We start from the raw sequence: 26,504 nt of genomic DNA, 5'->3' as shown, positions 1-26,504 counted from the left end.
ATCGACGACGGATCGAAGCTCACCGGGACCCATCCACACGGAGTAGAGGACCTATGCGACGCAGGCGTGGCCCTGTACAAGCGGGCCCTGCAGAAAGGACGCGTGCCCACCGAGGAGGCCGACCCCGTTCCCTGCCTGGTCGACTGCGGACTGCTCCAGCCGGACCTACAGGACATGCGATGGTTACGCCCCGTTGCCCCTGCCGTGGCTCTTTCCCGGCTCTTGCGCGCCACCGCCGAGGACATCGCCCGGCAACGACAGCGCGAAGCACGCCTGGCTGAGGCCTTCGAACCGCTCATGGCCATGGACGCCGGACAGACGTCCACCAGGGACACGCCCGCGAATACCGTGTTGAGCAGCATCGACCAGATCAACACCGCGATTGCCCGGGCCATGGCCGCGTCCTCGCACGAGGTGCTGACGATCCAGCCCGGCGGAAAGCGTCCCGTCGGTCTCCTGGCAGCCGCGCTCCTGCTGGAACAGGAGATGCTCTCCCGCGGCTGCCGCATGCGCACCCTGTACCAGCACACCTCCCGGCACGACCCCGCAGTCCTCGCCCACTACGAGCGTCTGGAAGGCGACGTCGAGGTGCGCACCCTCGACGAGGTCACTGACCGCCTCATCGTTGTCGACCGGAGCGTGGCCTTCATGCCCGCGAACACCAAGCGCACGGTGGCCGTCGAGGTCCGACATCCGGCAGTGGTCGCCTACCTCGCCACCACCTTCGACCGGCTTTGGCGCCTGGCCACCCCCATGTACCCCGAAGCCGCCCCGCAACCCACTCTGAACGGCATCACCCCCCGCCAACGAGCCATCGCCGGCCTCCTCATCGAAGGCCTCACCGACGCCGCCATCGCCGACCGCCTCGGCATGAACATCCGCACCGCCCGCGTCCACATAGCCAAACTCGCCGCCACCTTAGGCAGCGAAAGCCGCGCCCAACTGGGCTACCTCATCGCCGAGTCCGGGATCCTCAAGCAGGAGGCGGGTGAGGCGGAGTGACGGGGTCGCATCGGTCGCACGGGGTCGAGGATCTCTGCGCGGAGGGCGTGGAGCTCTACACGCGGGCCCTGCGCGAAGGGCAGGTGTCAGGTGAGGACGCGGACGCCGCCCCGTGTCTTCTCGACCTCGGCCTGCTCCAACCGCATGTCGAGGACATGTACCGACTCGAACCCGTGGCCCCGACCCTCGCCCTGCACCGGCTGCTGCGCGGCGTCGAGGACCGCATCGTGGACGAACGGCGCCGCGAAGAGCAGCTGGCCACGGTCTTCGAGCCACTCATGCGGATCGACGGGGCCCCTACGAGCACGACGGACACGCCGACGATCAGCGTGCTCAGCGGTATGAAGCGGATCAACCGGGCCATCACACAGGCCATGAACGACGCGTCCCAGGTTCTCGCCATCCAGCCGCACACCAGTCACATCGGTCCGCCGCCTCAGGTCCACGTCGAAGCCCTGGGCCGCGATCAGGCCTTCCTCGACCGTGGCGGCCGCATCCGCACCCTCTACCAGCACACCCTCCGCCACGCCCCCACCGTCCTCGCACGCTACGAAGAGCTGGAGGGCGACGCGGAAGCCCGCACCCTCGACGAAGCCACCCAGCGGCTGCTAATCATCGACCGCACCGTCGCCTACATTCCGGCGAACAAGGACCGCACACTCGCCCTGGAAGTCCGTAACCGGCCCTGATCGACTTCTTCCTCGCCACCTTCGACCGCCTCTGGCACCTGGCCACCCCCATGTACCCTGAGGCCGCGCAACAGCCCACCCTGAACGGCATCACCCCCTGCCAACGCGCCATCGCCGGCCTCCTCATCGAAGGCCTCACCGACGCCGCCATAGCCGACCGCCTCGGCATGAACATCCGCACCCACCCGCGTCCACGTAGCCAAACCCGCCGCCACCCTCGGCAGCGACAGCCGAGCCCAACTCGGCTACTTCATAAGCCAGTCGGGATTTCTGGAGCAGGAGGTGTCTACGGAGTGACGGCACCGCACTCAATCCACAGCGTGGAGAAACTGTGCGCGGCAGGATCGGAGCTGTACGAACGGGCTCTGCGCGAAGGCGGTGTGCCCAGTAGGGACGCCGACCGAGCCCCCTGTCTGATCGACTTCGGACTGCTGCAGCCGGGCGTCGAGAACCTGCGATGGCTGGAACCCGTCGCGCCGGTCGTTGCCTTCCACCGGCTGCTGCGAAACGTCGAGAACCGCATCGCGGACGAACGGCGGCGCGAAGCCCAACTGGCCGAGGTGTTCGAGCCCCTGATGCGACTCGAAGGCCACCCGACCACGACGCCGGAATCGACGGCTATCAGCGTCCTCAGCGGCATAGAACGGATCAACCTGGCCGTCACCGAGGCCATGGCCGACGCCTCCGTCGAAATCCTCACCATCCAGCCCCACACCAGTCACACCCGCGCTAGCCCCGAACTCCACGCCACCGCCCTGGGCCGCGATCAGGCCGTGCTGGACCGCGGCGGCCGCATCCGCACCCTCTACCAGCACACCCTCCGCCACGCCCCCACCATCCACGCTCGCTACGAAATACTGAGGGGCGATGTCGAGGCCCGCACCCTCGACGAAGTCACCAACCGTCTGTTCGTCATCGACCGCGCCATCGCCTTCATCCCCGCCAACGAGGACCGCACCCTCGCCCTGGAAATACGCACCCCAGCCATCGTCGGCTACTTCGTCGACACCTTCGACCGCCTCTGGCACCTGGCCACCCCCATGTACCCCCAAGCGGCCCAGCCGCCTTCCTCAAACGGCATCACCCAGCGCCAACAGGCCATCGCCGCGCTCCTCATAGAGGGCTACACCGACGCGGTCATAGCCGACCGCCTCGGCATGAACATCCGCACCGCCCGAGTCCACATCGCCAAACTCGCCGCCACCCTCGGCAGCGAAAGCCGCGCCCAACTCGGCTACCTCATAGGCCGGTCGGGGATTCTGGATCAGGGACAGCACGAGGACCCGGAACAACACCTGGAACAACATCCGGGACAACCCCCGGACCGACATCCGGAACAGCATCCGGACGCGTGACCGGCTCAAGCTCCGGTGCCCGAGGAGGCCCGTCCAGCCCCGCCTGAGCGATCCGTACACCCAACTGCGTACGGCTGGCGGCTCCCAGCGTCTCCGACAGCCGTGCGATGTGCGCCCGGCAGGTACGGACGCTGATCCCGAGCCGCTCGGCGACCACCGCGTCCTGGTGTCCCTCCGCCAGCAGGGCGGCGATCGACCGCTCGCGGTGTGTGATGCCCTCGATGCCCGTCGAGGGGAGCGGGGACGTCAGCGGGATCGCCAGGCGCCACAAGCGTTCGAAGACCGTCACCAAGTAGTCCACCAGGGCCGGGTGGCGAAGTTCCAGGGCGATGGTGCGGTCCGTGTTGGCCGGGATGAACGCGACCTTGCGGTCGAAGAGGATCAGCCTCTCCACGACCTCGTCGAGCGTCCGGGCCTCCGCCGCGCCGCCCATCAACTCCATGTAGTTCAGCAGGCCCTGGCCGTGCCGGGCCACATGTGTGTACAGGTCGCGCATCCGGACGCCGCGGCGGCGCATCTCCAGCGCGCGGTGCAGGCCCTCGGAGAGTTCGTCCTCGCGGCGGATGCCGCCCGGCTGCACAGCCAGGACCTCGCTCGCGCACTCCTCCGTCGCCTTGTCCATCGCGGCGCGGATACGCGGGAGTCCGTCAAGGACCCGGATCGCCACTCCCTCGGCCGGCGCCTGGACGCGTCCGCCGAGCCCCGCGTACCACTCGAAGGCCGACACCGCCTCGCCCACCCGCGCCTGGCTCGCGCTGACCTCCTCGTACACCCCGCGCAGGAGTCGCGTCATGACCTCCTGCGGCGAGGTCGGCACCAGCCACCCCATGTCGTCGGGGTCGGGGTGCATCAGCGCCAGCTCCAGCAGGCAGGGCACCGCCTCCGCGTCCTCGCGGGGCACACGGCCGCGCCGCACGGCCCGGGAGTAGACCCGGTCGCCGGCCTCGCACAGTCGGTCAGCGCCGTGCGGATGCGTGTCCGTCCCGTGCCCGGCCATCTTCCACCTCTGGCTCCAACCCCTGGCGTAAGCCCCGCGTAATCAGCGTCTGTCGCAGCGCAACTATGCGCGGACCCGTCCGGCATCGCAACACGGCTGTCCCGCCCACGCACCCCCTCTCGCCCACGTTCATAGGGAATTGTCCCTACCTCCGCCCCGTCCCCTGCAACAAGATGACGGTGGCGCCGAGGTATCCGCAGAGCGCATTCTTTGTGACGGCGGGGATTCAATCTCTGCGCCCGCCGACAAAAACGCCTGCGGAATTGACTGTTCCGCGCGTAGCGGCACCCTGAGCGACCCTGGCCGGATATCCCCCATCCGGCCAGGGTCCTTATGATTCGCCGCGCCAACGGGGAGAGGTATGAGTGATACGGATCGGGATTTTTGGGCGCCATTCGCTGGAACGTGCGGAAGTGCGTCAGGCCGTTGAGCACGACGATCAAGTACGTGTCGTCAGCGAAGGCTCCATCGCCGCGGCGTCCCGACTCGCACGTACCGTACGGCCGGACATACTCGTGCTGAGCCATTCCAGCGTCGATGACGCGCTGGAGACACTCAGGGAGTTGGACCAGTTCGCCACCACGCCCAAACGGATTGTTCTCGTCGATCGCGTCACGGAGCCGGGAGCCCGGAGACTCCTCGGCAAGGGGGCGAACGGAATCCTTCACAGCGGCGACCGCGAGGAGAACCTCCTGTGGGCCATCCGTGCGGCCGCCGCCGGCAGCGTCGCGCTCGCACCAGAGGTAGCTCGGCCCGTGATGAACCGCTACCTCGAACCCAGTCACGCCGCGGAAGAAGTGAAAGCCGCTCGGGAGCAGTTGAGAACTCTCAGCCCACGATGCCACGAGATCCTGAGTCTCCTTGGCGAAGGACTCACGAACCTCGCTATCGCCGAAAAGCTCAGCATCAGCACACACACCGTAAAGGATCACGTGCGCACGATCTACGAGACGATCGGAGTCGAAAACCGCGTACAGGCCGCCCGAATCGCGTGGCGAGCTCATTCCCGCCAACCGCAACTCCCCACATTATGAGGGGTGCCGCGCGAAGAGATCACGTCCAATCGTGCATGTAGACGGAATGGCCAGGCGCAACTCAATCGGACGAAGGTTTCCATACCTCTGCCGCCCGCACCGCCGCATACGCTCCCCAGGAGGCAAGCACCAGGGCACAGACAAGAGCACCAACCGTGATAGGCGCCATGGACGCAGGTGTCGCCACAGAAGTATTGGTGAGCGGGGTCGCCAGCCACCACGACACCAACACGCCGAGCGCCGCCGCCAAGACCGCGGGCATCAGCAGAGACCACATGGCCACTGACCGGAAGATTCGGCGGCTGCCTGTCAGCACGGACAGCGGGGCAAGCTCCCGTCCGAACCGGAGAAATTCAGCCATCGCGCTGATCCCGGCCACCAAGCCGATGACGCCCACTCCCACGAGCGACATCAGTCGCACCCACCCGGTGGCCGTCTCCAGCTTCCCCGTGTCGGACAGGTCCCCCAAGGGCCGAACAGACGCCTTCATCGCCAGGGACCGGCCGGCCATCCCCTGGATTTCCGGTACCGAAAGCTGCTTGCGGTCCTTGCCCACGATCAACAAGGTCACCGAACTGCGCCTGCTATCACCGATTTTCGAGACCGCCCCACGTCGCGCATATCCCTTCACTCCCTGCGCCACCCCGGTTCTGCTCAGGATTTCCCGAAGGCGTACGTCATCGCTCGCCGCCGAGATCCGTACAGCCGTCTTCGAGCACGGCAGACCGATCTCCCGAAGGGCGGCACAGTCGCCCACGATCTCAACCGTGTCACTCGTCTGCCGTACGCCCAAGGACAGCGCGTCCGACGCCAGCCCGCTCTCGAAATCCCGTACCCGCTCACTTCCCGCGTAGGGAGTGACCCTGAGGACGGTCGTCCCCACTCTCTTCTGAGTCTCGATCGCGGTCTTCGTGAACTCCCCGAATACCCCCGTCCACAGCTGCGTCTGGGCGGCAAGTCCTATGGCGATCACCATGGAAGCCACCAGCCTCGACACCGAACGCGAGCCGACACCCAGTCGGCGCCCGGAGACGAGGAGCCCCGGCGCACCGAACCGCCGACCGACGCTGGTCATGAACGGCCCCAGCCGCCCCACCGCGGCCCCGATGACCGCGGGAAGAGTCGCGAGCACCACTACACAGCCAGTGGCATAGACAGGTATCCGAAACTCAAGGGGCGCGAGTTCTGCGCCCCGCACAGTGGCCAGCAGAGCGAAGGGGAACACCCATGCCATCCACGCTCTGCGTCCCGATACGGAGACCGGCCTGGTTCCGCCCGAACGCCGGTATCCGGGCTGAAGAACAACCGTTACGAAGAGCACCACGATCGGAACAGCTGTCCAGCAGAGCAGCAACTCCGGCCATGCGTCACGCGCGTCTTCCTTCCAGAGGACGAATTCCACGAGCGGGTACGACGAGTCCAGCACGAGTGGGATCGAGGCACCCAGAGCCGCGAGACCCGCTCCGAGTGCTACAGGCAGCGCCGCCTCGCCGAGGGTGAAGGCCAGCCTGGCCCTCTTGCCAGCCCCCAGGGCTCCGAGCAGTGCCGTTCGCCTGTCCCGGGCCGCGGCTCCCACCCGGGCCGCGATGACCACGAGGAGAGCTGACGGAAGAAGTACCAATACGGCATATCCGGCGTAGAACTTCTGCGCCCCGAAATTATGAATGCTCTCCCCGACAAAACCAGCGGATGCCTCTGCCCCGAAGCCGCTGATCTCGAACATCTTGGATCGATCAAGCATCTTGGCACTGGGACGGACATAAGCGAAGCGCTCCGCCGGTGCTTCGAGACCGGCAGGACCGATGACGCCGCCGAACCTCCCGAACTGCCGCGAGACACCCTCGCGTTCACCGGACTTCAACAGAGCGGGGGACAGCACAGCCTCTCCCGGCTCGGGCCAGTGGGAGAGGCCGGGGGGAAGCGGCGCGTCCTCGCGTATCGGCTCGATGTACACGACGTCGTACGCCATGTTTCCGATACTTGACGTGGTCGGCGCCCAAAGCGCACGAGGAGTCTCGTGCGGGTAAGCCGCGATGAGACGGGGAGACCTTGCGACGCTGCGTTCTGCACGGGCGTCGAAGGAGGCCTGAGCCAACACCAGGCCACTCGCCGCGAGAGACAGCAGGATCGTGGCCAGAGCAAGGGCCCAAAAGCGCACCCGCCCCGCCTCCGCTGCCAGGGCAGCCGTGCGTCCCATGCGCAGCAACTGGCGGAACAGCCCTCGGTCGCTCACGTGCTTTCCCCCATTTCCGCAACCGCCGCGTCGGCTGACAACAGGCCTCCGTCGAGTCGGACTTGGCGATCCGCGCGGTGCGCAACACTGACGTCGTGCGTGACGACCAGGAGGGCACAACCTCGTTGCCGTGGCACGCTGTACAGCAGTTCTGACACGGCATCACGATGTACGGCATCCAGTGAACCCGTCGGTTCATCCGCGAGGAGCAGAGCCGGGTCATTCATCAATGCGCGCGCGACCGCCGTTCGCTGCCGTTCACCGCCGGACAGCGTCGCAGTGGCAGAACCCTCGGAGGGCACACCCAGTTCATCGAGCAGCTCAGCCGCACGCGCGTAGGACTCACCGGTCCTCTTTCCGGCCAGGAGCCCCGCCAGGGCCACGTTCTCCAGAGGAGACAATTCCGGAAGCAACTCACCGAACTGGAAGACCATTCCGATGTTTTCCCGGCGATGCCGGGCGAGCCCTCGAGACGACAGCCCGCCCTGGTCAACGCCCGCGACGCGAACCAACCCCGCGTCCGGTTGGACAAGACCGAGGATGCACGTCAACAACGTGGTCTTTCCACTGCCGCTGGCCCCCATCACGGAAACGGACTCGCCCGCGGCGACACGGAGATTGACCCCTGCCAGCAGTGACCGGCCAGGCAGGCCGTACTTCAGATTCTCGACTTCGAGCACAGCACGCTCGGTGTAGCCGCTCACTCGCACCTCCAGAGAGATTTCCATGCCGCTCGTCCGCCCCATGCCCCCTCCGCGAGCGGCGCCGTGAGTTCGACTCGCTGAGTAGACTCACGGCGCACGGAGGGGTGGCGGCCGCTACGATCGGCCGCCGCCCCTCCTGCTCTCTGAGGTGGGTCAGTTACGACCTGCTGCGACTACTCGACCCAACCACTGCAGGCATCGGGCCAGTTGTCGTACACCTCGCAGACCTGCATCTTGAAGATGGTGGAGTACTTGCCGCTCTCCACGGTCCAGGCGTTGCCGTCGTTGTCCTCGAAGTACGTGTCGCCGTAGGCCTGCTTGTTCCACAGGGTGAGCTTGTCGCTCGGGTGGGCAGTCCTGTAGTACTCGGCCTTCACGTCGTGGCCGTCGTCCTGGGTGTCCTGGATGTTCATGACCGACGCGGACTGTTCGGTCCACCCACGGGCACCACCCCGACTGGCCGAGAGCGCGAACGCCGGCGACGCTCCTGCGATGGCGATCACAGTGAGCACACCAACCGCGGCGCGGCGCATACCTCTACCGCTCATTGCACCTTCCTTCTTTCGTCGGAAACCTGTCAGCTCGTGCACAGGCTGGTACTCACTCCCCACGTCGTGCGGGGAGAGACCCAGTCGCGCTCGCCAAGAGCGAACCGGGCAAGGGACAGTGAAGCGTCACGCCACCCCTTCCCCACACCCCTCTTTCGGCGGGTTTATGCACTCCCCTCCTCCACCACCTGACGCCCGCACCTCCTCACCCCGCACACCTCCTCACCCCCATTTGCCCCTGAACATCCCCACCTCCTCCTCGCCCGTTGCAACAAGATGACGGTGGTGCGGCCCCGGCACCGGGTGCATGGTGGTACCGCTTCCCAAGGGCGCGACGGCGCTCCGAGCGGCCCTGGTCGATCACCCCCCTTTTCGGCCAGGGCCGCGGCGCGCGCCGGAGTGCGGTGGCGCACGGCGGAGCTCGCCGAAACACCGCGTGAGCCGGCGGAAATCGCCGAGTGATCGGCGCGTTACGTATCGCACTTAACGTCAGTCCATGGCGGACATATTTGACGCGTACGCGTTGGCCGATGCGTGGGACGAGATGTTTGAGCGGCCGGGTGAGGTCAGGACCGCCTATGAGCCGGTGCTGGCGGCGCTGCAGCCGATCGAACCGGGTGAACTGCGCTTCAAGGCTGATCAGATGGCCCGCGCGTTCACCGACCGGGGCGTGACCTACGCCTTCGCGGGCGAGGAGCGGCCCTGGCCGCTGGATCTCGTTCCGAGGATTCTCGACGCGCTCGAATGGGATCTCATACAACGCGGGGTCGCTCAACGGGTCAGGGCCCTTGAGGCCTATCTCAGCGATGCCTACGGGCCGTGCCGGGCCTTCGAGGACGGTGTCGTCCCGTGGCGGCTGCTGCTCAACTCACCGCATTTCCACAGAGCCGCGCACGGGGTCGAACCACCGGGCGGTGTCCGGATTCATGTCGCCGGGATCGATCTCGTACGGGACGAGGCCGGGGACTTCCGGGTGCTCGAAGACAACGTTCGCGTGCCGTCCGGGGTGTCGTACGTCATCGAGAACCGGCGTGCGATGACCCGGATCTTCCCCTCCCTCTTCGCCGAGCAGCATGTCGTCCCCGTGGACGGCTACGCGCAGAAGCTCCTCGCCGCGCTCAGGGCCGCGGCCCCGGACGGGGTCGGCGACCCGCGTGTCGTCGTGCTCACCCCCGGCCCCAGCAACGCCGCGTACTTCGAACACGCGCTGCTGGCCCGGCTGATGGGCGTGCAGCTGGTGGAGGGACATGATCTGGTCTGCCGAGCCAACCGTGTCTGGATGCGGACGACGCGCGGCGAGATGCCGGTCCATGTCGTATACCGGCGGCTCGACGACGACTTCCTCGATCCACTGCACTTCCGGCCCGACTCGGTGATCGGCTGCCCGGGCATCCTGAGCGCCGCGCAGGCGGGCACGGTCACGCTCGCCAACGCCGTCGGCAACGGAATCGCCGACGACAAGCTCCTTTACACGTACGTTCCCGATCTCATCCGGTACTACCTGGGCGAGGAGCCCGTCCTGCCGAACGTGGAGTCGTTCCGGCCGGACGAACCGGGCCAGCTGGACGCCGTGCTCGACCAGATCGACCAGCTCGTCATCAAGCCGGTGGACGGCGCGGGCGGCCAGGGCATCGTGATCGGCCCCAAGGCGGACCGGGAGACCCTCGAACGCACCCGTGCCGCCGTCGCCGCCGACCCGCGCGGCTGGATCGCGCAGCGGCCGGTCGCCCTGTCCACCTCCCCCACCCTCGCGGGCGAACGCATGGCGCCGCGCCACATCGACCTGCGTCCGTTCGCCGTCAACGACGGCAGTGACGTATGGGTGCTGCCCGGCGGTCTCACCCGGGTCGCGCTCCAGGAGGGCAACCTCATCGTCAACTCCAGCCAGGGCGGCGGCTCCAAGGACACCTGGGTGCTGGCGGAGGGGCCCGCCGAACATCCCGAGCCTGAGTTTGACGGCACCGTTCCGGACGTCGTCCCGCGCCAGCTCGGACCCGACGGCACCCCCGCCGTCGTACAGGAAGGGGCACAGCAGCAGTGAACGACGTGATCCTCTCCCGGATAGCCGAAGCCCTGATCTGGACGGGCCGTTACGTGGAGCGGGCGGACGCCACCGGCCGCATCCTCGACGCCTACCTCCACCGGCTCCTCGAAGACCCCTGGCGCGACGAGGACGTGGCCTGCCGGTCGCTGTACGCCATCCTCGGCGTGGACGCCGGCGACGAACGCGTCGACATGCAGCAGGTGTTGGACCAGCTGGCCTTCGACGCGCGCTCGACCTGCTCGATCGAGGGCGCGCTGGGCGCCGCCCGCCTCAACGCCCGCAGCGCGCGCGAGGCGGTGTCGTCGGAGATGTGGGAGTGCCTCAACTCCACCTGGCACGCCCTCGCCGACCAGCGTCTCGCCGCGCGCCGCACGGGCCCGTACGCCTACCTGGAACTCGTACGCCGCCGGGCCGCCCTCTTCTTCGGGCTCGCCGACTCGACGATGAGCCGGGACGACAGCTGGCGTTTCGTGGTGCTGGGCAGAAGCCTGGAGCGCGTCGACATGACCGTACGACTGCTGTCCGTACGAGTGCTGGACGCGGCGCACGCCCCCGACTGGCAGACGCTGCTCAGCGCGAGCGGCGCGGACGAGGCGTATGCCCGGGTGTACGGCGGTTTCGGCGACACTCCGCGGGTGGCCGAATTCCTTCTGCTGGACCGGGACTTCCCGCGCTCGGCCCTGCACGCCCTGACGACGGCGGAGGAGTGCCTGGCGGCGCTCGGCCGCCCGCGCCAGGATCCGGCGCGCCGCCCGATAGGCCGTATGCGGACCCGCCTTGAGTACCTGGACCTGTCGGCCCTGGAGGACCAACTCCCCCTTCTCCTCAAGGACTTGCAACACGCGTGCATGGCCTCGGCGGAGGCGGTGGCGGAAAAGTTCTTCCCGTACCAGGGGCCCGTCGAGTGGGCCCAGGAAGGAGCGTGAGCGAGATGACCACTCCCGTGACACGCCGTCTCCGCATCCGGCACACCACCCGTGTCTCCTACGCGCAGGCCGCCGTCTCCTCGCACAACGAGGTGCGGATGACCCCGCTGACGCTCCCCGGCCAGACGACCCTGGACGCCCGGGTCACCGTGAACCCCTCCACCTCCACCTGGTCGTACTGGGACTACTGGGGCACCCAGGTCACCGGCTTCGACCTGATGGAACCCCACGCGGACCTGACCATCACGGCGTCCAGCCTGGTCGAGACGGCTCCACCGGGCCCGCTGAGGGCCGCCCCCACATGGGCGAAGGTCGCCGAAGTGACGTCCCAGTCACGCCTGTTGGAGTACGCGGCGCCGACCAGCCGTACGACGGTGTCGCCGGAGCTGGTGGAACGGGCCCGGAGCCTGGCATCCGGCCTGGACCCCCACGAGACGGCAGTCGCGGTCTCCTCCCTCGTCACCGACCAGGTCCGCTACATCCCCGGCGCCACCGGCGTGAACACCAGCGCCATGGAGGCCTGGGAACAGGGCGCGGGCGTCTGCCAGGACATCACCCACCTCACGACAGGCCTCCTGCGCGGCCTCGGCCTCCCCACCCGCTACGTCTCCGGCTACCTCCACCCCGAACGCGAGGCCGAACTCCACCGCCCCGTCGCCGGCCAGAGCCACGCCTGGATCGAGTACTGGGCGGGCGACTGGACCGGCTACGACCCCACCAACAGCACCCGCGCCGACGAGTCCCACGTGGTCGTCGGGCGCGGTCGCGACTATGACGACGTGACGCCGCACAAGGGGGTGTACCGGGGGGTGGCCGGGGGGCCGCCTGAGGTGACGGTGGAGTTCACGCGGGTGGCGTGAACTCCGGCCGTACGTCGATGTCTTGGCGACCGCGGCGACTTGGCGCCCCGGGTGTCAGGAGGCAGGCGCGAAGACGAAGAAGCCGTCGTCGGTGGAGAGGTAGCCGTACTGGGAGGTGTCGTTGAAGTAGGGGATCTGGTCGGTGGTCAGGTCCTTGGCGAGGACCTTCTTCGTGTGGGCGTCGACGGCGACGACGGTGTGGTTGTCGTCGTCGATGCCGTTGTCCGTGCCGTCCGTCGTGCCGTACAGGACCGAGCCGTCCGCGGAGAACCGGACCGGCGCGAGCGCCTTCTCGTTGCCGCCCTGGGCCCACAGCTGCTTGCCGTCGGCGGTCTGCCGTACGACGGTGCCGCTGTCGGTGGCGGCGGCGAACAGGTCGCCGGAGGGCGCGAAGAGGGGCTCCTCGACGCTCGGGTAGGACGCGGTGGCGGTCTTGGCGCCCTTCAGGTCGTACCAGGCGTCGATCCAGGTGCCCGAGACCGCCTGGGTCTGCCAAGCGGTGAGGATCTTGCCGTCCTCGACCCGCAACACCCGGGTCGCCTCCGACATGCGGTCGCCGTCCTCGCGGAACTTCACTCCCGGGGGCGGCGTCACATCGGCGCTGCTCCAGACCTTCGCACCGGTGGTGAGGTCGGAGAGGGTGACCTGCTCGGGGTCGTACTCGTAGCCGCTGGCGTTCTCGAAGCCGGCGTAGTAGGTGCCGGTGATGAGCGGGGCGTACGTCGACTGCCCGGTGGCCAGGCCCTCCTTCGGGAGGAACGAGCAGCCGGCCTGGGAGCCGGTGCAGCCGACCATGCGGGCGGTGCCGCCGTCGATGGGGGTGAGGCTGAGGGTGTTGTCGGCTACGGCGACGCGGTAGCCCTCGAAGAGGTAGGCGGCGTCGTACGTCTGCTCGTCCGTCGACTGCTCGTCTTCCTGCGGGAGTTCGCTCACCCCGAGCTTCTTGCCGGTCGCGTCGTACAGGGTGGCCGTCGAGGTCGTCGACTCCTCGGTGAGCCCGTCGGACTCGGCGGTCGCGGACGTGGTCACGGCGACGGCCGGTACGCCGTCGTGCCACGTCGTGACGGAGACGCCGTCGGTCTTCACCTTGAGGCTCTTGCGCAGGGCACCGGTCTTCGCGTCCCGGAACTCCAGGACCAGGTTCTCCGGTTCGTCCGCGAAGAACAGCACACGGTTCTTCGCGTTCTCCGGCTCGCCCTGAGCCTCGTTGTCCGAGAGGTAGGCGCCGTCCGCGTCCTTGGCGAACAGCAGCGTCTCGCCGAGGTCCAGTACGCCGGGGGTGCCCCCACCGTCCGGGGCGGGCAGGCTCCACGCCGTCTGCCGCGCCAGGCCCGGCAGCTGGGGCCCCTTGTAGGCGGGACCGGCCGCTGCCTTGCCGCCTCCGGACGCCGCGCCCTTGCCGTTGCCGTCGGACCCGCCCTCGGTCGCCGCGTCACCCGACCCGCACCCGGTCAGCAGCCCGAGCGACAGCACCAGCCCCGTCACACCCATCGCCATCGCACCCCGCCTGCGCGGCGCCGCGTACCGTATGTCCCCGTTCATTCCAGCCATGCGAAAGAATCTCCCCGTGATCGTCAGGTTGCAGCGCGCAACCCTAGACGATCTTCAGGGAGTTCATTGACCAGCCCTTGACCCGGATGTCCGGGTCATCCGGATCGTCCGCCTCGTCGGCCCCGCGGGCGCGTATCTCCACAGGATCTCGGCGCCCCCACGGGGCCAATGCCAACCGACCTCGTCAGGCGTCGAGTTCCCGGGGCCCGTAGAGCGCGTGACCGGCACCGGAGGCGAGGGCCCAGTACCGGTCGCCGTAGGACCAATGCCACCACTCGGTGGGGTAGTTGACGAGCCCTACGGCGGTCAACGCGTCGCCGAGCAGCTGCCGGTTGGCCCGCGCCTCCAAGCTGATGTTTTCCGCCGCGGTGTAGCAAGCACCGTCGCTCACCTCCGGGTTCGCGTTCACCGGGGTGCCCATGTCGAGTTCGCGCCCGTCGGCGTCCACGAGGGTGAGATCGACGGCGGCGCCGGCGCTGTGCGGGGCGATCTCCGGCGGGGACACATACCTGCTCGCCGCGGACCGGAGCCGCTCGGCTTCCCAGTCGGGGTTGCTCGCGCGCAACTCGTCGGCGTACCGCTCGAAATAGATCCGTTGCAGGCTGGGCGGCCGGTACCCCTCGACGAACAACAGCCGTACGCCGTCCGGCAGCAGGGCCCGCGCCTCCACGAGCCTGCTCAACACCCCTTCCCGCAGATGCGCGAAGGCTCCCGAGCCGTCCTGTCTCCGCCCGTCGACGGGAAACGGTGCCTTCTCCCGTACGTCGAGGAGAGGCTCATCGCAGTCCACGACTGGTATCGCGGCGATCTTCGGGTCCGACATCAACACGATCTCTGCCATGAATGGATCATGCCGTACGGCCCCTCGGGCTCGTCCGGCTCATGCCCGCTTGGGCCCGGTGATCGCCTCCCCGATCACGAACCCCTTGGCGGGTCCTTCGGGGATGGTGACTTCGGTGCCGTAGGCGACGCGGTGGACTCCGACCCAGTCGGCCTTTTCGGGACGGGGCTCGGTGAGGACCGTGACGGTTCCCTGGTCGTCGTAGTCGTCGGTGATCACGTAGACGGGGATGCCGGCTTGGGCGTACTCACGGCGCTTACGGACCCGGTCCCTGTCCTGGTGGCGCTTGCCTCGTGACACCACTTCGGCGACAAGGTGAACGGCCGAGGCGGCAATCCCGATGCCCTCCACGTCCGCGCGCGGATCCCACCCCTCCGAGGCCACCAGGACGTCCGGCATCCATACGCGGCGACGCCCCAGCGTTACGGCCATCGCCTGATAGGCGGCGTACGTATCCTCGCGCAAGGACAGGGACAGCGCCTCGCTCAATCGGTTGGCGATCAGCCCATGCCGCATACGGCCAATGCGCTGGACATCGATGATCCCCTCGATGATCTCCGCTCGGTAGCCCTCCGGGAGTTCCATGGCCTTCCACGCCTCCCAGAGGACCGCGTCCAGCTCGGCCGCGTCAGGGTCGACCTCGTTCTCGGACATGACACACCTCCCTTCGTTTTCGCGGGATCACCGTAAGTAGGGCGCCGAGGCCGACCAGCGGAACAGACCCAGGCTCACCCGATGCGGTGAGGACGGAACGATCCGGCGACCTCGCCCTCCCCCAGCTCGAACCACACCCCCTTCGCGAACCGCCCCGCCCGTTCCTCCGCCACGCCCCACAGATCCGCCACCTCCGCGACCAGCACGAGGCCGCGGCCCCAGCAGGCGGTGCCGGCGGTGGCCGTCGTAACCGGGGGCTCGTGGCTCTCGTCGTACACGCTCACTCGGAGGCGGGCCGGGGTGAGCTGTACGCGGAGCATGGCGGTGCCCTTGGTGTGGAGGTGGACGTTGGTGACCAGTTCCGAGGTGCACAGGGCCGCGGGCGTGATGAGGGGTTCGCGGTCGAGGGTGAGGAGCACGGTGCGTACGAAGTCCCGGCAGACCTTGGGGGCGGTGGCGTCGGCGGGGGCGAAGAGGCTGTAGTCGTAGGCGAGTTGGGCTGGGCGGTGGGGTGCCTTGCGGGCGGGTTCCATTTCCATGGGGGATCGGCTCCTGTCGGAGAGCTTGTGGAGTGGGGGGTAACGCCCGCGATGGCAGTGTCCGGCTCCGGCTGGGGGGCGGATCGGGTGCGCTTTCACTTGTGGGCAGGGGGAGTTGGACAACTCCGGTACGGTTCCGGAGAGTTAGTGGTGCCACACTCACGGTAGGGAATAAGGGTTACCGCGTGCAACCTATTCGCCGGAATAGGTGGCCCCTGCCGCTCGGGCGGGGCAGACTGGCGCCAACTCGGTGGGAGAGGAAGCACGTTGGCACTGCGCACCAGCACCACAGAACGGCAGCGACGCCTCGGTGCCGAACTGCGGAAGCTGCGCGAACAGGCGGGCTACTCCGTGACGGAGGGCGGTGAGTTCATCGCCATGGGTCGCGCCCACCTGGGACATGTCGAAGCCGGCCGCACCGCGATTCCGGCGGAGAAACTGCGCGCACTATGCCACGCCTATGGGTGCACACGGGAACCTTTGATCGAGGCCCTGGTCGCGATGAGCGAGGACAGTGGCAAAGGCTGGTGGACCGAGTACCGCCGCGCGCTCGCTCAGCCCGTGCTGGATCTGGCTGAACTCGAAGCAGCCGCCGACGCGCTCTTCTCGTACGAGTCACTGTTCATCCCGGGGATCCTGCAGACGCCGGAGTACACGCGCTCCATCTTCCGGTCCAGCGACCGCCCGCACGACGACCTGGAGAGGGCCGTCCAGTTCCGCATGGAGCGGCAACAGATCCTCACCCGGCCCGAGCCGCCGTCTCTGCACACGGTGATCCATGAGGCGGCCCTGCATGTGCGGTTCGGCGGCGTGACCGTCATGCGCCGACAACTCCTGCATCTGATTCGCATGGCGGAACTGCCGCGCGTCACCATTCAAGTGCTGCCGTTCACGGCCGAAGGGCTGTCCGCCTTCAGCACCCCGTTCCTGCTGGCCGACTCACACGGGTCGGCCCTGCAGACGGTTCTCGTCGAGAACCCGGCCGCCACGGTCTACATCCACGAGGGCGACGCGGTCCTGAAATACCGGCAGCGCTTCGACCGCCTCCGCACAGCGGCCCTGCCGCCCCTGGATCCCGCGGTATCCGCATCCACGCACGAGTCCCGTGACTCCCTGGCCCTGCTTCAGCACTTGCTCTACAGCCTTCAGGAGGCCTGACCATGTCCGAACCGGCCTGGCAGAAGTCATCGTTCAGCGAGGATCAGGCGAACTGCCTCTTCATCGCCACCGCCCCCGACGGAACGATCCGCCTCCGCGAGAGCGACGACCCCCAAACGGTCATAGCCACCGCCCCGCAGGGGCTCACCGCACTGCTGCGACACATCAAGTCGCGGCACATCAAGTCGTCGCCCAGCTCCTGAGCAAGGCTTCCCGCGCCGGGCGCCAAGGTGTCGTGGCGCCGCCCTCGGCGCGGCCCCATTCCAGCAGGCGCGCCACGTCCGCCGTGCCGTCCACGAAGCGGTGCAGCAGCTCCAGGGACAGCTCGTACTCGGACTGGACGTAGCCGCCGGGCACCGCGCAGTGCACGGTCAGCTCGGCCGTCTCGTCAGTGGCCGTGCGCACGTGGAGCTCGAAGGGGGGCGGGGCCTCGCCGACGCCCGCCGCGAGGTCGAGGACCGTGTCCGCGACGCTGTGCATCAGCCAGCCGGTGCTCGCCCGCACCTGGACGTGGTGGACGTCGACGGCGCGGACGTCCGCCCAGGTCCAGGATCCCCGCTGGTCCGTGCCGACGGCCTCCAGGCCCTCGGGAGTGAGCCGGACGCCGCGCCCCTGTCCTTCGGGCTCGGCACCCAGGTGCACACTCTCCTCGGTTATCCAGAACAGGCCGATCATGGCCACGGGGTGCCTCCAGCAGGACGATGACAGTACGTCGCACGGTACGACGTGCGGTCATCCTGTGAGACATCCGCGGACCGGGAACGGTTTACCGGCGGCCGCCCGGCCCGCGTACCTCGTACCGCTCTACTTCAGTCCTATCGCCGTGCACGACGCCTTGTACACGGCCGTGCAGATCTGCTTGACCGTGTAGATGCCGTCCGTGATCACCGTGTCCTGGATGTTGGCCTTGGTGAGGGCGACCACGGGCACGAGCTGGGCCGGAACGTCCTTGTTCGTGGGGCTGTCGACCTTGTCGCGGGTGAGGGCGTCGAACTCGATCGAGCGGCCCTGGACCTTCGCCACGGCCATCTCGGCGGCGGCGTTGGCCTCCTCCGGGTACGACTTGTAGACGCTCATGTACTGGTCGCCCTTGACGATGCGCTGCACCGCGTCGAGCTCGGCGTCCTGCCCGGTGACCGGCGGGACCTTGCTGACGCCCGCGGTCTTCAGGGCGTCGATGGCGGCGCCCGCGATGCCGTCGTTGGCGGAGTAGACACCGGCGATGTTGTTGAGGCCGACGGCCGCGATCGCCTTCTCCATGTTGGCCTTGGCGTTGACCGGGTTCCAGTCCTTGGTGTCGTACGTCTTGGCGATGACGACCTTGTCCTTGAGCTCGGACGTGGCGCCGGCCTTGAACTGCGCCGCGTTCGGGTCGGTGGTCGCGCCGTTCATCATGATGATCTTCTTCGAGGCCGCGTTCTCACCCAGCGCCTCGACGAGGGCCTTGCCCTGGACCTCGCCGACGAGTTCGTTGTCGAAGGAGATGTACGCGTCGATCGGGCCCTGCGCCAGGCGGTCGTACGCGATGACGGGGATGCCGGCGTCCTTGGCCTTCTGCACACCGGCCGCGATGGACTTGGAGTCCACGGCGTCCACGAGGATGACGTCGACCTTGTCGTCCACCATCTGCTGGAGCTGGCGGTTCTGCTTGGCCGCGTCCTGCTCGGCGTTGGCGTAGACGACCTTGCCCTTGTTGCTGGTCAGCTTCTCGACCTGCGCCTTGATGATGGGGTAGTCGAACTTCTCGTAACGGGTGTTCTCCCTCTCCGGGAGGAGCAGGCCCACCTGGATGTCGTCGCCCTTCGTGGGGCTGGCCTTGGTGCTGCTGCCGCCGATTCCGTCCACGACGCCGCAGCCGGCGAGGGTGACGGCCATCGCGGACGAGGCCAGGGATATGGCCGTACGACGAAGCCGGGCGTTACGAGTGTTCACATCAGGTGCCTTCCGGGCGAGGTTGCAGCATTGCGACCCAGGTGGCTGAAAGCCAACGCGGCGATCATCTCAGCGTCAAGGAGTAACCACTTAACGAGATGGCAACAGCGTTCTGTGTTCCCCAAGTGAACACGATGGGAAGAGGTTACGCCCTCGCCTTCCAGCAATCCCCTCAGCTTCACCCTGAGTCGCACAAGTCACTGCAACTGCCTACAACCAAGTGGCCACTTCAGGAGTCGTGATCGTCAACGGCTTTACCTCCCGTTGACGATCGGCGACGATCGGCACTCCTGAAGGAACGCATGAACCCAGCCAGAGGCACGACGGCCGCGGTCTCCTCCGCCCTCGTGCTCGCCACCGCAGGCGCCCTGCTCACTGCAGTCGCCACGCCCGCCTCCGCCGCGACATCCTGCGCATCACCGGTCTATAAGCGGCAGTTCTTCGCCAACACCACTTTCTCGGGCACACCGAAGAAAACGGACTGCGACTCGGCGATCGACCAGAACTGGGGGTCGGGTGCTCCGGCTTCGGGCCTGCCGACCAACAACTTCGGCGTCCGCTGGACGGTGACGCGCGACTTCGGCTCCGGAGGGCCGTTCACCTTCAGTGCCCAGGCGCTGGACGGGATCCGCGTGTACCTCGACGGCACCCGCAAGATCGACCTCTGGAAGAACGTCTCCACGACCCAGTCCAAGTCCGTCAAGCTGACCGTCCCGTCGGGCACGCACACCGTGCGTGTCGACTACGTCAACTGGACCGGCTCCGCCAAGGTGAAGTTCACGTACGCGCCGCGGACTTCGGCCTCGGACGACACCGTCAAGCCGCTGGCCCCGAGCGGCGCCGCGGTCACGTACACCGGCTCCACCGGCAAGGCCAAGGTCACCTGGTCCAGGAACAAGGAGATGGACCTCGCCGGCTACCGCGTCTTCCGCCGGCTCAAGGGCGGCACCACCTGGACGAAGCTGACGACCACGACGGCGACCTCGTACACCGACACCCCGCCGCCCACCGGCCAGACGTACTACTACGAGGTCCGCGCCTACGACAAGGCCGGCAACGAGTCGTCGGGCACCGCGGACCAGGGCGTCACGACCGTCGACAAGACCCCGCCCGCCGCACCGTTCGTGGAGATGGACTCCTGCCCGGCCGACCAGCCCTACGCGGCCCCGGAGCTGGTCACCACCGCGGCGAACGCGGCCGACATCACGTTGTACGAGATGCAGCGCCTGAACGCGGCGACCGGCACCTGGACCACCGTGTACTCCGGCACCAAGGGCGCGATCTGCGACACCGGTTATCAGGCCGACGGCAGCAAGGTCACCTACCGGGGGCGGGCCCGCGACGCCGCCGGGAACTGGTCCGTGTACTCGGCCGCCACCACGTTCACCACCTCCGACCGAACGCCGCCGGCGACCACCGCCGACGCCCACGTCGCGTACGAGTCGGGCGTTCCCCACCTCGCGTGGTCGCCCGTCGCCGGAGCCGCCTCGTACCAGGTCCTGCAGTACGACCCGGCGACCGGCGGGTACGTCGAAGCCCTCACCGACGGGACCACCACGACCACCACGACACGGACCGATGTCGTGCCGCGCCAGCGAGCGGCGGTCGCCGACACCTACAAGTACGTGGTGCGCTCCGTGGACGCGAAGGGCAACGCGGCCGCCCCGGTGGAGGTCGCCCTGTCGATGGCCGACCGGCCCGAGGCCATCCCCGCCTTCGAGACCACCGCGAGCAGGTTCGACGAGGGGGTGATGATCGGGTGGAGGAGCGCCGACCCGTGGACCTTCGACGACGGCCCGCTGCTCACGTACAAGATCATTCGCACCGACACGGCGACCGGCGAGAGCACCACCGTGGACAAGTGCAAGCCGAACTCCTCGGTGGACGAGCCGCTGGAAGACCCTTCGACGTCCTGGTGGTGGGCCGGTGACGACGCCCCCGCGTACGCGGGGCGCAAGGAGATCCACGGCACCTGCTGGGACGTCTCGGGCGCGTCCGAGACGAAGTACGAGTACCGGATCGTGACCGTCGACCCGTACGGGCACGTCTCGCAGCCAGGCCAGGCCGCCACGGCGACCACGCCGGACACCCAGCGCCCGGCCCCGGTCGAGAACCTGACCGCCGAGCAGCTCCCGCTCGGCGTCCACCTGACCTGGACGCCGCCCGCCGACGACGACGTCACCGGCTACTACGTGTGGCAGAGCGCCACCGACCCGGACACCGGCGAGACGGTCTGGAAGAAGAACTGCTGGCGGAACAGCTCCATGGCCGGCACCGAGATCCTCTGCCCGACGGTCCCCGACGGCACCACCCACGTCTACCGGGTGGCTGCCACGGACGTCTTCGGCCTGTACGACGACGAGGGCCCCGACTTCTTCCACACCGCCGACATCTCGGTCGCCCTGCCCGACACCCGGCCGCCGGGGTGGACCGGGACCGACGTCCGCGAGGACCAGTACCCCGAGCTGTACGTCGACTGCTCCGAGAGCTCGGGCCTCGGCGACTGCTCCCTGCTGACCGACTACCGCGTGGAACGCTGGGACGCGGCCACGTCCTCCTACGTCACCCTCGCCTCCGGCCAGGTCGGTGTCGGGGACGCGTACTACATGGACACCACCGTCCACGAGGACCGGCTGGGCCTGTACTACTACCGCGTCGTGTACCTCGACGCCGCCGGCACCGAAGTGGTGAGCCGCTCGCAGGCCTACGGCATCTGGGACGACTGGCTCTGACGGCACAAGGAAAAGCAGGGAAAAGGCGAAGGGGCCCGGAGGTTCAGGTGAACCTCCGGGCCCCTTCTTCGCGCATGTACCGCTCAGTCCGAGGACTGCTGTCGCTTCGGCCGCCACACCACCAGCGCACTCGCCTGCTGAACCTCCTGGTACGGAACCAGGTCGCGGCGGTACGAGGCGTGGACGGCGGCCTCGCGTTGCTGCATGGCGGCTGCCGCGCCGTCCAGGGCCGCCTCCATCTCCGCTACGCGGGACTGGAGCGCGGCGACCTGGTTCTCCAGCTCGATGATGCGCTTGATGCCGGCCAGGTTGATGCCCTCGTCCTGCGACAACTGCTGGACGGTGCGCAGCAGTTCGATGTCGCGGGCCGAGTAGCGACGGCCGCGCCCGGCGGTGCGGTCGGGTGAGACCAGGCCGAGGCGGTCGTACTGGCGGAGGGTCTGCGGGTGCAGGCCGGAGAGCTGGGCCGCCACCGAGATGACGTAGACCGGGGTTTCCTCGGTCAGTTCGTACGGGTTGCGTCGACGGCCGTCCATCGCTCTTATGCTCCCTTCGCGGCCTGGAACAGCTCCGCCCGCGGGTCCTCTTCCGCGGTCGCCTCGCGATACGCCTCCAGGGCGTCACGAGCCTTGCCCGACAGGTCCTTGGGGACCGTGACCTCGACGGTGACCAGAAGGTCGCCGCGGGTGCCGTCCTTGCGGACCGCGCCCTTGCCGCGGGCTCGCATCGTGCGACCGTTGGGCGTGCCCGGCGGCAGCTTGAGGGTGACCGGCGGGCCGCCGAGTGTCGGCACGCGCACCTCCCCGCCCAGCGCCGCCTCCGCGAAGGTGACGGGCACGGTGACGGTGAGGTTGTCGTCCTTGCGGCCGAAGACCGGGTGGGCGTCGACATGAACGGTGACGTACAGGTCGCCCGCCGGGCCGCCCCGTTCGCCGGGTGCGCCCTTGCCGCGCAGCCGGATCCGCTGGCTGTCGCTCACCCCGGCCGGTATGCGGACCTGCATGGTCCGGGACGACTTCGCGCGGCCCGAGCCCTGGCAGACCAGGCAGGGGTGCTCCGCGATCAGACCGCGGCCCTTGCAGTCCGGGCAGGGGTCGGTGAGCGAGAAACCGCCGCCCGAACCCCGCGCGACCTGGCCGGTGCCGACGCAGGTCGGGCACACACGCGGTGTGCCGTTCTTGTCGCCGGTGCCCGAGCAGGCCTTGCAGGGTGCCTGGGACGTCATCCGCAGCGGGACCGTCGCACCGTCCACCGCCTCGGTGAAGCTGAGCGTCACCTCGGTGTCGATGTCCTGGCCGCGCCGGGGCTGGGTCCGGGTGCCGGTGGTCGCGCCACCGCGGTTGAACAGGCCCCCGAACACATCACCGATACCGCCGCCGAAGCCGCCGGCCCCGCCCGCTCCGCCCTGGGCGCCGCCTCCGAAGAGGTCGCCCAGGTCGAAGTTGAAGTTGCCGCCGCCCGCACCGGGACCCGGACGGAAGCCGCCGTTGCCGAAGAGGGCGCGTGCCTCGTCGTACTCCTTGCGCTTCTTGGGGTCGCCGAGCACGTCGTTCGCCTCGGAGATCTCCTTGAAGCGCTCCTCGGCCTTGGCGTTGCCCTTGTTGGCGTCCGGGTGGAACTCGCGGGCGAGCTTCCGGTACGCCTTCTTGATCTCGGCCTCGGTGGCGTCCTTGGGGACGCCGAGAACCTTGTAGAAGTCCTTCTCGATGAAGTCCTTGGTGCTCATCCTCGACGTCCCTCCTTCCTCATGCGTTCAACGTCAGCCCTCGTCCGGGCCACCGGACTCCTTGTCGTCGGCCGCGGAGGCCGCCTCCGCCTCGTCGGCCTTGGCGGGCTGCGCCCCCGGCTGGGGCTCGGCGACGGCCACCCGCGCGGGGCGGATGGTGCGCTCGCCGATGCGATACCCCGGCTGCAGAATCGCCACGCACGTCGTCTCCGTGACATCCGGCGCGTACGAGTGCATCAGGGCCTCGTGGATCATCGGGTCGAAGGGCTCGCCCTCCTTGCCGAACTGCTGGAGCCCCATCTTCGCCGCGACGGTCTCCAGCGACTCGGCCACCGACTTGAAGCCGCCGACCAGTTCGCCGTGGTCCCGCGCGCGGGCGATGTTGTCGAGCACGGGCAGGAGCTCGGTCAGGAGGTTCGCGATGGCGATCTCCTTGACCGCGATCCGGTCGCGCTCGACCCGGCGGCGGTAGTTCTGGTACTCGGCCTGGAGCCGCTGGAGGTCCGCCGTGCGCTCACTGAGCGCCGTACGCACCTGGTCCAGCTGGGCCGTCAGACCGGCCGTCTGGGCTGCTGCTGCCGCGTCCCCGGCCGGGGCCGCCCCCTCCGTGGGGGCGGCCTTCGGCTCGGCGTCTTCAGGGGTGGCGCCGGAGGGGACGTCGGGCTGCTCTTCGAAGCCCGGGGTCTCCTCCGTCACGCGGCACCGTCCTTGCGCTCCTCGTCGACGATCTCGGCGTCAACGACGTCGTCGTCGGCCCTGGCCTGCTCGGCACCCGGGGCACCCTCGGCGCCACCGGCGGCCTGCGCGGCCTGGGCGTCGGCGTACATGGCCTGGCCCAGCTTCTGCGAGACGGCGGCGACCTTCTCGGTGGCCGTACGGATCTCGGCGGTGTCCTCGCCCTTGAGCGCGGCCTTCAGCTCCTCGATGGACGCCTCGACCTCGGTCTTGACGTCACCCGGGACCTTGTCCTCGTTGTCCTTGAGGAACTTCTCCGTCTGGTAGACGAGCTGCTCGCCCTGGTTGCGGGTCTCGGCGGCCTCGCGGCGGGCGTGGTCCTCCTCCGCGTACTTCTCGGCCTCCTGGCGCATCCGGTCGACCTCGTCCTTCGGCAGCGAGGAGCCACCGGTGACGGTCATCTTCTGCTCCTTGCCCGTGCCAAGGTCCTTGGCCGTGACGTGCATGATGCCGTTGGCGTCGATGTCGAAGGCGACCTCGATCTGCGGGACGCCACGCGGGGCCGGCGGCAGACCGGTCAGCTCGAACATGCCGAGCTTCTTGTTGTACGCCGCGATCTCGCGCTCGCCCTGGTAGACCTGGATCTGCACGGAGGGCTGGTTGTCCTCGGCGGTGGTGAAGATCTCGGACCGCTTGGTCGGGATCGTCGTGTTCCGCTCGATGAGCTTGGTCATGATGCCGCCCTTGGTCTCGATACCAAGCGACAGCGGCGTCACGTCAAGGAGAAGCACATCCTTGACCTCGCCCTTGAGGACACCGGCCTGGAGGGCGGCGCCGATGGCGACGACCTCGTCCGGGTTCACACCCTTGTTGGCCTCGTTGCCACCGGTCAGCTCCTTGACGAGCTCGGCGACGGCGGGCATACGGGTGGAGCCACCGACGAGAACGACGTGGTCGATCTCGGAGAGGTTGATGCCCGCGTCCTTGATGACGTTGTGGAACGGCGTCTTGCAGCGCTCCAGAAGGTCAGCGGTGAGCTGCTGGAACTGGGCGCGCGTGAGCTTCTCGTCCAGGTGCAGCGGGCCCTCGGCGGACGCCGTGATGTAGGGCAGGTTGATCGAGGTCTCGGTGGACGAGGACAGCTCGATCTTGGCCTTCTCGGCGGCCTCGCGGAGGCGCTGGAGGGCCATCTTGTCCTTGGCGAGGTCCACGCCGTGACCGGACTTGAACTGCTGCACCAGGTAGTCGACGACACGCTGGTCCCAGTCGTCACCACCGAGGTGGTTGTCACCGTTGGTGGCCTTCACCTCGACGACGCCGTCACCGATCTCCAGCAGGGACACGTCGAACGTGCCGCCACCGAGGTCGAAGACGAGGATCGTCTGGTCGTCCTTGTCGAGGCCGTAGGCGAGCGCGGCCGCGGTGGGCTCGTTGACGATACGAAGGACGTTGAGACCGGCGATCTCACCGGCTTCCTTCGTCGCCTGACGCTCGGAGTCGTTGAAGTACGCCGGGACGGTGATGACCGCGTCGGTCACCTTCTCACCGAGGTACGCCTCCGCATCCCGCTTCAGCTTCTGCAGGATGAACGCGCTCATCTGCTGCGGGTTGAAGTGCTTCCCGTCGAGCTCGATCTTCCAGTCCGTACCCATGTGACGCTTCACGGACCTGATGGTCCGGTCCACATTGGTGACCGCCTGGCGCTTGGCGACCTCGCCGACGAGCACTTCGCCGTTCTTGGCGAAGGCGACGACGGACGGCGTGGTCCTGGCGCCCTCTGCGTTGGTGATGACGGTGGGCTCGCCGCCTTCAAGAACGCTGACGACGGAGTTAGTCGTGCCCAGGTCGATGCCGACCGCACGTGCCATTTCGATTCCTCCAGCAATGACTTGAGTGGAACGGACTCAAGTGTGCATGACCGTCGCCGCCCGGTCAACAGAGCTGAGTCGGAGGGGCTCAACTCTTATCTGTTGCTTACGCGCAGGTGGGGGGTGAGCTGGGGGTTTGCCGTGGGGGGTGGGGTGGACGGGGAGGACTTTCGTCACCCCTTCGACCCCTCAGGCCTGGTCGACGATCTCTAATTCGCCGGCCGCGTTCTTCGGTCGCGGCCATGTTCTTCAGTCCCGGCTGGGAATCTTCGGTCCCGGCTGGAGATCTTCGGTTCCGGCTGGAGATCTTCGGTTCCGTCTGGAGATCTTCGGTTCCGTCTGGAGATCTTCGCCTACGACGGGAGATCTTTCGGCTCCGGCCCGCGATCTTCAGCCCGTCCGGGGATCTTCAGCCCGTCCGGGGATCTTCAGCTCC

General features: G+C 68.1%; 23 protein-coding genes and 1 pseudogene. 10 read left to right on the top strand and 14 right to left on the bottom strand.

Annotated elements, in window-relative coordinates:
* The 3 genes and pseudogenes from AB5J50_RS26870 (at position 1) to AB5J50_RS26860 (ending at position 3,046) form a co-directional block, all read left to right on the top strand.
* Positions 1-1,002 carry a LuxR C-terminal-related transcriptional regulator gene (locus AB5J50_RS26870; protein WP_369265522.1) on the top strand — a complete coding sequence of 334 codons (1,002 nt, stop codon included), beginning with the start codon at positions 1-3 and terminating at the stop codon, positions 1,000-1,002.
* Positions 999-1,988, top strand: a pseudogene (locus tag AB5J50_RS26865) (helix-turn-helix transcriptional regulator). The gene AB5J50_RS26870 and the pseudogene AB5J50_RS26865 overlap by 4 nt, the downstream one beginning before the upstream one ends.
* A complete protein-coding gene (locus tag AB5J50_RS26860; protein WP_369260834.1) occupies positions 1,985-3,046 on the top strand; it encodes a helix-turn-helix transcriptional regulator in 1,062 nt (353 codons plus the stop codon). Before AB5J50_RS26865 ends, AB5J50_RS26860 begins: the two are co-directional and overlap by 4 nt.
* Here the strand turns inward: AB5J50_RS26860 and AB5J50_RS26855 are convergent.
* Positions 2,931-4,043, bottom strand: a complete 1,113-nt coding sequence (locus AB5J50_RS26855; RefSeq protein ID WP_369260833.1) for a LuxR C-terminal-related transcriptional regulator — start codon at positions 4,041-4,043, stop codon at positions 2,931-2,933. The two genes, AB5J50_RS26860 and AB5J50_RS26855, sit on opposite strands and share 116 nt — an antisense overlap.
* A gap of 365 nt (positions 4,044-4,408) precedes the next feature.
* On the opposite strand from AB5J50_RS26855, the gene AB5J50_RS26850 reads away from it, so the two are divergent.
* Positions 4,409-5,077, top strand: a complete 669-nt coding sequence (locus AB5J50_RS26850; RefSeq protein ID WP_369260832.1) for a LuxR C-terminal-related transcriptional regulator — start codon at positions 4,409-4,411, stop codon at positions 5,075-5,077.
* Between the two features lie 61 nt (positions 5,078-5,138).
* On the opposite strand, the gene AB5J50_RS26845 is transcribed toward AB5J50_RS26850, so the two are convergent.
* The 3 genes from AB5J50_RS26845 to AB5J50_RS26835 form a co-directional block, all read right to left on the bottom strand.
* Positions 5,139-7,046, bottom strand: coding sequence for a hypothetical protein (locus AB5J50_RS26845; protein ID WP_369260831.1), 1,908 nt, complete (start codon positions 7,044-7,046; stop codon positions 5,139-5,141).
* A gap of 260 nt (positions 7,047-7,306) precedes the next feature.
* Entirely contained in the window at positions 7,307-8,014 is a 708-nt protein-coding gene (locus AB5J50_RS26840; protein ID WP_369260830.1) for an ABC transporter ATP-binding protein, read from the bottom strand.
* A 173-nt stretch (positions 8,015-8,187) separates the two neighbouring features.
* The gene (locus AB5J50_RS26835) at positions 8,188-8,562 is read right to left on the bottom strand and encodes a hypothetical protein (RefSeq protein ID WP_369260829.1); all 375 of its coding nucleotides are present in this window, start codon (positions 8,560-8,562) and stop codon (positions 8,188-8,190) included.
* Between the two features lie 496 nt (positions 8,563-9,058).
* Between AB5J50_RS26835 and AB5J50_RS26830 the strand changes: the two genes are divergently transcribed.
* Genes AB5J50_RS26830 through AB5J50_RS26820 form a run of 3 tightly spaced genes read left to right on the top strand, consistent with a single transcriptional unit; the run spans position 9,059 to position 12,392 of the window.
* Positions 9,059-10,603 (top strand): circularly permuted type 2 ATP-grasp protein, encoded by a 1,545-nt coding sequence (locus AB5J50_RS26830; protein ID WP_369260828.1) that lies wholly within the window; start codon positions 9,059-9,061, stop codon positions 10,601-10,603.
* Complete coding sequence (locus tag AB5J50_RS26825) at positions 10,600-11,532, top strand: alpha-E domain-containing protein (protein ID WP_369260827.1); 933 nt, start codon at positions 10,600-10,602, stop codon at positions 11,530-11,532. Before AB5J50_RS26830 ends, AB5J50_RS26825 begins: the two co-directional genes overlap by 4 nt.
* Positions 11,533-11,537: 5 nt before the next feature.
* Entirely contained in the window at positions 11,538-12,392 is an 855-nt protein-coding gene (locus AB5J50_RS26820; RefSeq protein ID WP_369260826.1) for a transglutaminase N-terminal domain-containing protein, read from the top strand.
* A gap of 54 nt (positions 12,393-12,446) precedes the next feature.
* Here AB5J50_RS26820 and AB5J50_RS26815 read toward each other — a convergent pair whose 3' ends face one another.
* The 4 genes from AB5J50_RS26815 to AB5J50_RS26800 form a co-directional block, all read right to left on the bottom strand.
* Positions 12,447-13,943 (bottom strand): hypothetical protein, encoded by a 1,497-nt coding sequence (locus AB5J50_RS26815; RefSeq protein ID WP_369260825.1) that lies wholly within the window; start codon positions 13,941-13,943, stop codon positions 12,447-12,449.
* A 184-nt stretch (positions 13,944-14,127) separates the two neighbouring features.
* Positions 14,128-14,784, bottom strand: a complete 657-nt coding sequence (locus AB5J50_RS26810; protein WP_369260824.1) for a M15 family metallopeptidase — start codon at positions 14,782-14,784, stop codon at positions 14,128-14,130.
* Positions 14,785-14,823: 39 nt separating this feature from the next.
* Positions 14,824-15,438, bottom strand: coding sequence for a Uma2 family endonuclease (locus tag AB5J50_RS26805; RefSeq protein WP_369260823.1), 615 nt, complete (start codon positions 15,436-15,438; stop codon positions 14,824-14,826).
* A gap of 74 nt (positions 15,439-15,512) precedes the next feature.
* A complete protein-coding gene (locus tag AB5J50_RS26800) occupies positions 15,513-15,977 on the bottom strand; it encodes an ATP-binding protein (protein WP_369260822.1) in 465 nt (154 codons plus the stop codon).
* Between the two features lie 267 nt (positions 15,978-16,244).
* On the opposite strand from AB5J50_RS26800, the gene AB5J50_RS26795 reads away from it, so the two are divergent.
* Positions 16,245-17,135: a helix-turn-helix domain-containing protein gene (locus AB5J50_RS26795; protein WP_369260821.1), complete on the top strand. Its 891-nt coding sequence runs from the start codon at positions 16,245-16,247 to the stop codon at positions 17,133-17,135.
* Between the two features lie 2 nt (positions 17,136-17,137).
* Positions 17,138-17,338, top strand: a complete 201-nt coding sequence (locus tag AB5J50_RS26790; protein ID WP_369260820.1) for a DUF397 domain-containing protein — start codon at positions 17,138-17,140, stop codon at positions 17,336-17,338.
* Here AB5J50_RS26790 and AB5J50_RS26785 read toward each other — a convergent pair.
* Together AB5J50_RS26785 and AB5J50_RS26780 are read right to left on the bottom strand one after the other, a co-directional pair.
* Entirely contained in the window at positions 17,316-17,810 is a 495-nt protein-coding gene (locus tag AB5J50_RS26785) for a hypothetical protein (RefSeq protein ID WP_327435128.1), read from the bottom strand. The genes AB5J50_RS26790 and AB5J50_RS26785 overlap by 23 nt on opposite strands.
* A 129-nt stretch (positions 17,811-17,939) precedes the next feature.
* On the bottom strand, positions 17,940-19,010 hold the full coding sequence (locus AB5J50_RS26780; protein WP_369265521.1) for a sugar ABC transporter substrate-binding protein: 1,071 nt from the start codon (positions 19,008-19,010) through the stop codon (positions 17,940-17,942).
* 359 nt (positions 19,011-19,369) lie between these two features.
* Here AB5J50_RS26780 and AB5J50_RS26775 point away from each other — a divergent pair, with 359 nt between their 5' ends.
* On the top strand, positions 19,370-21,799 hold the full coding sequence (locus tag AB5J50_RS26775) for a PA14 domain-containing protein (RefSeq protein ID WP_369260819.1): 2,430 nt from the start codon (positions 19,370-19,372) through the stop codon (positions 21,797-21,799).
* 83 nt (positions 21,800-21,882) lie between these two features.
* Here the strand turns inward: AB5J50_RS26775 and AB5J50_RS26770 are convergent, their stop codons facing one another.
* From AB5J50_RS26770 to dnaK, 4 genes are read right to left on the bottom strand one after another with little or no spacing between them, the layout of a single operon-like run.
* Positions 21,883-22,335 carry a helix-turn-helix domain-containing protein gene (locus tag AB5J50_RS26770; RefSeq protein WP_369260818.1) on the bottom strand — a complete coding sequence of 151 codons (453 nt, stop codon included), beginning with the start codon at positions 22,333-22,335 and terminating at the stop codon, positions 21,883-21,885.
* Positions 22,336-22,340: 5 nt separating this feature from the next.
* Positions 22,341-23,525, bottom strand: a complete 1,185-nt coding sequence (gene dnaJ, locus AB5J50_RS26765; protein ID WP_327430334.1) for a molecular chaperone DnaJ — start codon at positions 23,523-23,525, stop codon at positions 22,341-22,343.
* Between the two features lie 33 nt (positions 23,526-23,558).
* Positions 23,559-24,221: a nucleotide exchange factor GrpE gene (gene grpE, locus AB5J50_RS26760; protein WP_369260817.1), complete on the bottom strand. Its 663-nt coding sequence runs from the start codon at positions 24,219-24,221 to the stop codon at positions 23,559-23,561.
* Complete coding sequence (gene dnaK, locus AB5J50_RS26755) at positions 24,218-26,068, bottom strand: molecular chaperone DnaK (protein WP_327430332.1); 1,851 nt, start codon at positions 26,066-26,068, stop codon at positions 24,218-24,220. The genes grpE and dnaK overlap by 4 nt, the downstream gene beginning before the upstream one ends.
* Positions 26,069-26,504 lie beyond the last annotated feature (436 nt).

The organism is Streptomyces sp. R35 (genome assembly GCF_041053035.1).
Taxonomy (GTDB): Bacteria; Actinomycetota; Actinomycetes; order Streptomycetales; family Streptomycetaceae; genus Streptomyces; species Streptomyces lutosisoli.
This window is presented reverse-complemented; position numbering and strand designations above follow the sequence as displayed.